The 8,163-nt window shown below is 72.8% G+C and carries 6 protein-coding genes; 5 read left to right on the top strand and 1 reads right to left on the bottom strand.

Annotation, left to right across the window (positions count from 1 at the left end; genetic code table 11):
* The 4 genes from ACFT55_RS00945 to ACFT55_RS00930 all read left to right on the top strand — a co-directional run.
* Positions 1-906 (top strand): carbohydrate ABC transporter permease (locus ACFT55_RS00945; RefSeq protein ID WP_380240525.1); only part of this gene is annotated, 906 nt, incomplete at its 5' end.
* A complete protein-coding gene (locus ACFT55_RS00940) occupies positions 903-1,868 on the top strand; it encodes a carbohydrate ABC transporter permease (RefSeq protein ID WP_380240523.1) in 966 nt (321 codons plus the stop codon). The genes ACFT55_RS00945 and ACFT55_RS00940, both read left to right, overlap by 4 nt.
* A complete protein-coding gene (locus tag ACFT55_RS00935; protein ID WP_380240519.1) occupies positions 1,852-3,117 on the top strand; it encodes an ABC transporter substrate-binding protein in 1,266 nt (421 codons plus the stop codon). The genes ACFT55_RS00940 and ACFT55_RS00935 overlap by 17 nt, the downstream gene beginning before the upstream one ends.
* Positions 3,114-4,265 carry a glycoside hydrolase family 76 protein gene (locus ACFT55_RS00930; protein WP_380240517.1) on the top strand — a complete coding sequence of 384 codons (1,152 nt, stop codon included), beginning with the start codon at positions 3,114-3,116 and terminating at the stop codon, positions 4,263-4,265. The genes ACFT55_RS00935 and ACFT55_RS00930 overlap by 4 nt, the downstream gene beginning before the upstream one ends.
* A gap of 13 nt (positions 4,266-4,278) precedes the next feature.
* Here the strand turns inward: ACFT55_RS00930 and ACFT55_RS00925 are convergent, their stop codons facing one another.
* Positions 4,279-5,394: a GntR family transcriptional regulator gene (locus ACFT55_RS00925; protein WP_380240515.1), complete on the bottom strand. Its 1,116-nt coding sequence runs from the start codon at positions 5,392-5,394 to the stop codon at positions 4,279-4,281.
* A 131-nt stretch (positions 5,395-5,525) separates the two neighbouring features.
* Between ACFT55_RS00925 and ACFT55_RS00920 the strand changes: the two genes are divergently transcribed.
* Entirely contained in the window at positions 5,526-8,159 is a 2,634-nt protein-coding gene (locus ACFT55_RS00920; RefSeq protein ID WP_380240513.1) for a family 78 glycoside hydrolase catalytic domain, read from the top strand.
* Positions 8,160-8,163: the final 4 nt, after the last annotated feature.

Below are 8,163 nucleotides of genomic sequence, written 5' to 3'. Positions count from 1 at the left end.
GCACCACCGCCCGTCAAGCCCGAGCGCCGCCGCGCCTCACGGCAGTGGCGGATCCAGGAACGGTGGGGGTGGCTGTTCGTCGCCCTGCCGATGCTTCTCTTCGCGGTCTTCGTGCTCGTCCCGGCGGGCATGGCGCTCGTCATGAGCTTCACCAGCTACTCGGTCATCGGTGACTCGCAGTGGCTCGGGCTCGACAACTACCGGCGGCTCTTCCTCGACCCGTACTTCGCCATCGCGCTGCGGAACACGGCGTACTACACGCTGCTGTTCGTGCCGCTCGGCATCGTCGTCGCGCTCGCCACCGCGCTGCTGCTCAACCGGAACGTGCGCGTCGCGTCGTTGTTCCGCACGTTCTTCTACGTGCCGGTCGTGTCCTCGACGGTCGCGACCGCGACGATCTGGCTGTGGCTGCTCAACCCGCAGTTCGGCATGGTGAACGTCGCGCTCGGCTGGTTCGGCATCGACGGGCCCGCCTGGCTGTACGACTCGCACTGGGCGATGCCGGCCATCGTCATCATGAGCGTCTGGGCCGGGTTCGGCACCAACATGATGATCTACCTGGGCGGGCTGCAGGGCATCCCGCCGCAGCTGTACGAGGCGGCCCGCATCGACGGCGCCGGCTGGTGGACGCAGCTGCGCTACATCGTCATGCCGAGCCTGTCGCGCACGACGTTCCTCGTCTCGACGCTGCTGGTCATCGGCGCGTTCCAGGTCTTCGACCAGGCCTACGTGCTCACCAAGGGCGGCCCGGGCAACTCGACGATCACGCTCGTCTACTACATCTACACGCAGGGCTTCGGGAACCTCGAGATGGGGTACGCGTCCGCGATCTCCTTCGTGCTGTTCCTCATCATCGCCGTCTTCGCGGTGATCAACGCCCGCATCACGGGAAGGGACAACACGTGAGCGCGCAGACCGCATCCGGCCTGTCCGTCGCGGGCACCACTGCCGGAGCCCTCGCCGCCGGGACGTCCCGGCCCGCCCCGACCCACACCACGCGCAAGACGCCGGCGCAGCGCGTCGCCGCGGTCGCCTGGTGGATTGCCGTCGTCCTCGTGGCGATCCTCACCGTCTTCCCGCTGTTCTGGACCCTGGTCACGTCCCTCAAGCCCGCGGGCGACATCCTGTCGGGCGCGCTGGACCTGATCCCGCGGACCGTGACCCTCGAGAACTACCAGCGCGTGGTCACCGAGGTGCCGTTCGGCCGGTACTTCCTCAACTCGATGATCCTCGCCGTCGGCGGCGTGGTGCTGAACCTGTTCTTCGGCTCCCTCGCCGGGTACGCGTTCGCCAAGCTGACGTTCCGCGGCCGCCGGGCGCTGTTCGTCACGCTGCTGGGGTCGCTGATGGTGCCCGGCATCGTCACCATGGTGCCTTCGTTCCTGGTGCTGCGCGCCATCCCGTTCGCCGGCGGCAACAACGTCATCGGCCAGGGCGGCGTCGGCCTCCTCAACACGTACTGGGCGATCATCCTGCCGGGGGCCGCGGGAGCGTTCGCCGTGTTCTTCATGCGGCAGTTCTTCTCGTCGATCCCGGACGAGCTGGGGGAGGCCGCGCGGATCGACGGCGCGTCCGAGTTCCGCATCTTCACCCAGGTGTACCTGCCGCTGGCGAAGGCGGGGGCGGCCGTGCTGGCGATCCTCACCTTCCAGGCCGGGTGGAACGCCTTCATGTGGCCGCTCATCGTGCTCAACGTCCAGGAGATGTGGACGGTCCAGGTGGGCCTCGCCTCGTTCGTCACGGACTACGCCACCGACTACGGCCCGCTCATGGCGGGCACCGTCCTCACCAGCCTGCCCGTGCTGCTCCTGTTCGTCTTCGCGCAGCGCTACATCATCGAGGGGGTCTCCCATGTCAACGCTCGTTAGCCGCCGCGCGGTGCTGCGGGCGCTCGGCCTGGGCGCCGGCGCCGCCGTCCTGTCCTCCTGCGCGGCGCCGAACCAGCCGCGGTACACCGCCGACGGGGCACGCCGCCTCACCATGTGGGGCAGCTGGTCCGGCGACCAGGCCGCGCAGATCCAGACCCAGCTCGACGCGTTCAACGCGGCCCAGTCCGACTTCGTGTTCCACTACGTGCCCCAGGGTGCGCTCGAGGAGAAGATGCTCACCGGCATCGCGTCGGGCAACGTGCCCGACCTCGTGCTGTGGGACCGGTGGCAGACCGCGAAGTACGGCCGCCGGGGCGCGCTGCAGCAGATCGACTCCTGGGCCGCGCGCGACGGCGTGGACCTCGGCGACTTCTACGCCGAGGCGGTGCGCGAGATGAGCGTGGAGGGCAAGGCGTTCGGCCTGCCCCTGATCGTCGACACGCGCGCGATCTTCTACAACAAGGCGCACCTCGACGACGCCGGCATCCGGCCGCCGACGACGTGGGCCGAGCTGGCCGACGCCGCGGAGGCCCTGACGGTCCGTGAGGGCGGGCGGCTGAAGCGGGCCGGGTTCGAGATCCAGGACGTGGGCCTGTTCTCGATGTGGCTCGGTCAGGCCGGCGGGCGGCTCCTCGACCCGACCGAGCGGTACACGGCGTTCGACTCCCCGCAGGGGCTGGAGGTCCTGGAGTTCTGGGACGACCTGCTGCACCGGCGCGGCGTCTACGAGCTGGGCTTCTCCGACGGCATCGACGCCTTCGCGCAGGGCATCGTGTCGATGAAGTACGACGGCCCCTGGAACCTGCCGACCTGGGACGCCGTCGACGGGCTCGAGTACGGCGTCGTGCCCGCGGTCGTCGGGCCGCACGGCGACTCGGGCGCCTCCATGGGCGGCTTCGGGCTCGTCGTCCCCACCGACGCCCCCTGCCCCGAGGGGGCGTGGGAGCTCATGAAGTGGTGGGCCGTGGACCAGGCGAACAGCCTCGCGTTCGCGAAGATCAGCAAGAACATCCCGGCGAACGTCGAGGCGTCCCAGCGCGCGGTGCACACCGTGGACGACCGCTTCGGCCCGTTGGTGAAGACCATCGAGGTCGCGAAGGTCCGCCCCCCGGTGCCCGGGTACTCGGACGTCGAGACGCTCGCCCTCATCCCCGCCCTGCAGGAGGTCATGTCCGGCACCATGGGCGGCCCCGCCGCCCTCGCCGAGGCCGCCGCACAGGGCGACCGCATCCTGGAGGCCAACCGATGACCACGACCGTCCCCGACACCGCGCCGCTGCGGACCTGGGCGGGGCGGGCCGACGTCGCGCAGCTCAGCGTCGACCTGCTCTACGGCGCCGCGGCCCCGCAGCTGCTCCACAACGCGCACCCGCGGCCGGACGACACCACCTTCAACTACTGGTGGCTGGCGCACGTCGTCGACTGCCGGCTCGATGCGTTCTCCCGCACCGGCGAGGTGGCGTGGCTGGACGCGGCGCGCGCGACGGCGGCGAACATCCGGGAGCGCAACGACGGCAGCCTGTTCAACGACTACTTCGACGACATGCTCTGGTACGCCCTCGCCCTGCTGCGGCTCGCCGAGGCGACCCCGGACGACGCCGAGCGGGCCGCCGTCGAGGCGGACGTCCTCGCGCTGTGGGAGCACGTCGTGGAGCACGGGTGGAACGACGTCCACGGCCCGTCGTTGTCGTGGCGCAAGCAGCAGCCCGACTACAAGAACACGCCGGCCAACGGGCCGCTCGCGATCCTCGGCGCGCGGCTGGCGCGGCGCACCGGGGACGAGGCGTACCTCGACCGCGCGCTGACCACGGTCGCGTGGCTGGAGGAGCACCTGGTCGGCCCCGACGGCTTCGTCGAGGACGGGATGGGGCGCGAGGGCGGGACGGACGTCGACACGCACTGGCGCTTCACCTACAACCAGGGCCTGTACATCGGGGCCTGCGTCGAGCTGTACAGGTCCACCGGGGACAGCGGCTGGCTGGACCGTGCCGAGCGCACGGCCGTGACGTCGGTGCGCGAGCTCGCCACGGGCGGCGTCTTCCGGCGGGAGGGGGAGCTCGTCGACGACGACGTGCCCGACACGGCGGGCGGCGACGTCGGCCTGTTCAAGGGGGTCTGGTACCGGTACGCGGCGGAGCTGCTCGACGAGCGCGCGGTCCCCGAGGTGGAGGACCTCCTCCGGTCGAGCACCGACGCCCTGTGGACGCACGGCGTCGTGCCGTTCGACGCCGTGCCGCCGGCGGACGGCGCCCCGGCCGCCGCCGTCGAGAGCCTGCGGGGCGCCGGCGTGGTGCTGCGCGCCGGTGACGACTGGGCCTGCGCCGCCCCGACCCAGGTGGGGTACTCGACGCTGCTGAGCGCGGTCATGGCGCTCGAGGTGCGTGCCCGCCGCGACTGACGGGCCGGTCCGGCTAGGAGCTCGCCGAGCGGGGAGCGGGGGCGGTGGAACCGCCGTCCATGATCCGCACGGGCACGGTGTCCTGTGCGACGTCGCCCCGCTCGGCGAGCTGCCGCTCGACCAGCTCGAAGGCGCGCGCCCCGATCGCGTCCTGGTCCTGCTGCACGTGGGTGAGGGGGATCGCCGCGTCCACGTACTCCGGCGGCGCGTCGAAGCAGATCACGGAGAGGTCGCCCGGCACCGACCGGCCCAGCCGCTGCGCGGCCTGGAGCACGAGGCGCGCCGAGTGGTACTCGGTCACGACGCACGCGGTCAGGTCGGGGTGCGTGCCGAGGAACTCGACCAGGCCCTCGACGTCCTCCTCGGGCGTGACCGAGGAGCCCGGCACCACGGAGCGGACCCCGGAGTACACCTGCGTCTCCTCGAGGCGCACCTGGTGGGCGGCGTGAGCCGCCACCACCCCGCGCTTCCGCTCGTCGAGGGTCGACACGGCGTTGGGGGACTGGACCAGCGCGATCCGCGTGTGGCCGAGACCGAACAGGTACTCCGCCGCCAGCCGGCCGCCGGTGACGTTGTCGGAGGTCACGGTGCTGACGGGCACGCCCGTCAGGGTCCGGTCGACGATCACGAGGGGGAACCCGCGCCCGACGAGCGCGGCGACACTCTGGGGGATGGCCTGCGAGGACGTGGGCAGCAGCACCAGCCCGTCGATGCCGCGGTCCAGCTGCTCCTCGATGAGGCGCTCCTCGAGGTCGGAGTCGCCGCGGGACATCGCCACCACGACGTGCGCGCGCTCCCGCGACGCCTCCAGCAGCCCGCCGAGCAGGTGCGACCCGAACGCGTCGTCGAACCCCGGCACGACGTAGCCCACCAGCGGCAGGCGGCCGGCCTCGTCCTGGGGCGGGCCCGCGGGGGTCGTGGAGACGACGATCGTCCCGATGCGGGGGCGTCGCGTCACGAAGCCCTCGTCGCGCAGCATGTCGAGCGCGCGCTTGATGGTGATGGCGCTGACCGAGAACTCCTCGACGAGCTCCGCCTGCGTCGGCAGCCGGTCGCCGACGGCGAGCCCGCCGCCGACGATGCGTGCCCGCAGCGCCTCGTGCACCTGGGCGTACAGCGCGTCCGTCAAGCCAGCTCCCGTCCTCGGACCGCATGAACAGTCGAATGAATATGATCTCTGATCCTGGGTCCATTGTGGGGCCTCGCGCGGCCCGGAGGCCCGATCCCGACGGCGGGCCACGCCCGCAAGGAGGCGTGCAGATGCGCATCGAACGACTCGTGGCCGAGTACGGCGCACCGCAGGTGGGGATCGGCACCGCCGCCCCCCGCCTGTCGTGGACGAGGACCGGCGACGGCGGGGTGCAGCGCGGGTACGAGGTGCGGCTGCGCACCGCCGACGGCGCGACCGAGGTGGGGCACGGCACGGGCCCCGACCAGGTGCTGGTGCCCTGGCCGTTCCGCGCCCTGCGCTCGCGGGAGCGGGTCCGCGTCGAGGTCCGCGCCCAGACCGACGCCGGGTGGTCGCCGTGGAGCGACCCCCTCGAGCTCGAGGCGGGGCTGCTCGCGCCGGCGGACGTCGAGGCGCGGTTCGTGAGCCCGCGGGACGTCGGCGGGCTGGACGGCGGGGCCGTGGTGCTGGCCCGCGAGCTCGAGCTGGCTGGGCCGGTGTCGTCCGCGCGGCTGTACGTCACGGCGCACGGCGTCTACGACGCGTGGATCGGCGGGCGGCGCGTGGGCGACCACCTGCTCGACCCGGGATGGACCGCGTACGACGCACGCCTGCGCTACCAGACCTACGACGTCACCGAGCACCTGCGTGCGCCGGGCGCGCACCGCCTCGCCGTCGGTCTGGGGAACGGGTGGTACCGCGGACAGCTGACGTGGACCCACCAGCGCGACTCCTACGGGGACCGGCTCGCGCTCCTGGCCCAGCTCGAGATCACCTACGCGGACGGACGCCGCCAGACCGTGGTCACCGACGAGAGCTGGCGGGCCGGGACGACGGGCGTGCTCGCCGACGACCTGTACGACGGCCAGACGACGGACCTGCGGCGACCGCTCGCGCCCGACGCCGTCGCCGACGGCCCGGTCGACGTGCTCGACGCCGACACCGGGCGGCTGGTGGCCCCGACCGGGCCGCCCGTGCGCGAGGTCGCGACCGTCCCCGCGCGCGAGGTCCGCACCTCGCCCGCCGGGCGGCAGATCCTCGACTTCGGCCAGAACGTCGTCGGGTGGGTGCGTCTGCGCGTGACGGGGGAGCGCGGCGACACCGTGACCGTGCGGCACGCCGAGGTGCTCGAGGACGGCGAGCTGGGCGTGCGGCCCCTGCGCGCCGCCCGGGCGACGGACACCTACGTCCTCGCCGGAGGCGAGCAGGTGCTCGAACCCCGCTACACCTTCCACGGGTTCCGGTACGCAGAGGTCACGGGCGCCGACGTCGTCCCCGACGACGCGCACGCCGTGGTCGTCAGCTCCGACCTGCGCCGCACCGGATGGTTCGAGTGCTCCGCACCGGAGGTGAACCGGCTGCACGAGAACGTCGTGTGGGGCATGCGCGGCAACTTCGTCGACGTCCCCACCGACTGCCCGCAGCGGGACGAACGGCTCGGATGGACCGGCGACATCCAGGTGTTCGCCCCCACCGCAGCCTTCCTGTTCGACGTGGGCGGCTTCCTCGGCTCCTGGCTGCAGGACCTCGCCGCGGAGCAGCAGGCCGACGGCGGCGTGCCCTTCGTCGTGCCCGACGTCGTGCGCGAGCTCCGCGGCCCCGGCCCGGAAGACGGCCGACAGACCCCCGCCGCCGGCTGGGCGGACGCCGCCGTGCACGTGCCGTGGACGCTGTACCAGCGCTACGGAGACGTCGGCGTGCTGGCACGGCAGTACGGCTCCATGCGCGCCTGGGTCGAGAAGTCGCGGGCGCTGGCCGGCGCCTCCCTCCTGTGGGACACCGGCTTCCAGTTCGGCGACTGGCTGGACCCCGACGCCCCGCCGCACGACTCCGCCGCAGCGAAGGCCGACCCCGCCGTCGTCGCCACCGCGTACCTGGCGCGCAGCGCCCACCTCCTGGCCCGCACCGCCCAGGTGCTGGGCCACGACGCCGACGCCCGGCGCTACGCGCAGCTGGCCGACGACGTCGCGCACGCGTTCCGCGACGCGTACGTGGACGAGGACGGCACCGTCCGCAGCGACTGCCAGACCGTGTACGCCCTCGCGCTCGTCTGGGACCTGCTCGGCACCGACGCGCAGCGCCGCGGCGCAGGCGAACGCCTGGCCCGGCTGGTCCGCGACGCGGGCCACCACGTCAGCACCGGGTTCCTCGGCACGCCCGTCGTCCTCGACGCGCTGTGCGCGGCCGGCCACCCCGACCTCGCGCACGAGATGCTCCTGACCCGCACCGTGCCCTCCTGGCTCTACCCCGTGAGCATGGGCGCCACCACGATCTGGGAACGCTGGGACTCGCTGCTGCCCGACGGGTCGATCAACCCCAGCGAGATGACCTCGTTCAACCACTACGCCTACGGCGCCGTCGCGGACTGGCTGCACCGCAGCGTCGCCGGGATCGCGCCCGCCGCACCCGGCTACCGCGAGATCCTGGTGCGCCCCCTGGTGACCGGGCACCTCACCAGCGCGTCGGCCCGGCTGGACAGCCCCTACGGCCCGGTCCGCGTCGCGTGGACGCTGTCCGGCGGAACCTTCGAGCTGGAGCTCGACGTGCCGCCCGGCACCACCGCGCACCTCGACCTGCCCCTGGACGGACCGGTCCACACCGTCGGACCCGGAACCCATCACGTCACCGGCGACTGGGTGCGCCCGACCGTGCACCCGGCCGTGCGCCCGGCCGTACACCCGATGGAGCTCACACCACCCGTCGAGGGCCCTCCCAGCCCGAGATGATGAC

Origin of the sequence: Isoptericola sp. NPDC057191 (genome assembly GCF_042670225.1) — a bacterium.
In the GTDB taxonomy this organism is placed as follows: domain Bacteria; phylum Actinomycetota; class Actinomycetes; order Actinomycetales; family Cellulomonadaceae; genus Isoptericola.
This window is presented reverse-complemented; position numbering and strand designations above follow the sequence as displayed.

Bases quoted from the DNA above. Each gene is read 5' to 3' on its own strand.
- ACFT55_RS00920 (WP_380240513.1), top strand. From the start codon at position 5,526: ATGCGCATCGAACGACTCGTGGCCGAGTACGGCGCACCGCAGGTGGGG.
- ACFT55_RS00935 (WP_380240519.1), top strand. From the start codon at position 1,852: ATGTCAACGCTCGTTAGCCGCCGCGCGGTGCTGCGGGCGCTCGGCCTG.
- ACFT55_RS00930 (WP_380240517.1), top strand. From the start codon at position 3,114: ATGACCACGACCGTCCCCGACACCGCGCCGCTGCGGACCTGGGCGGGG.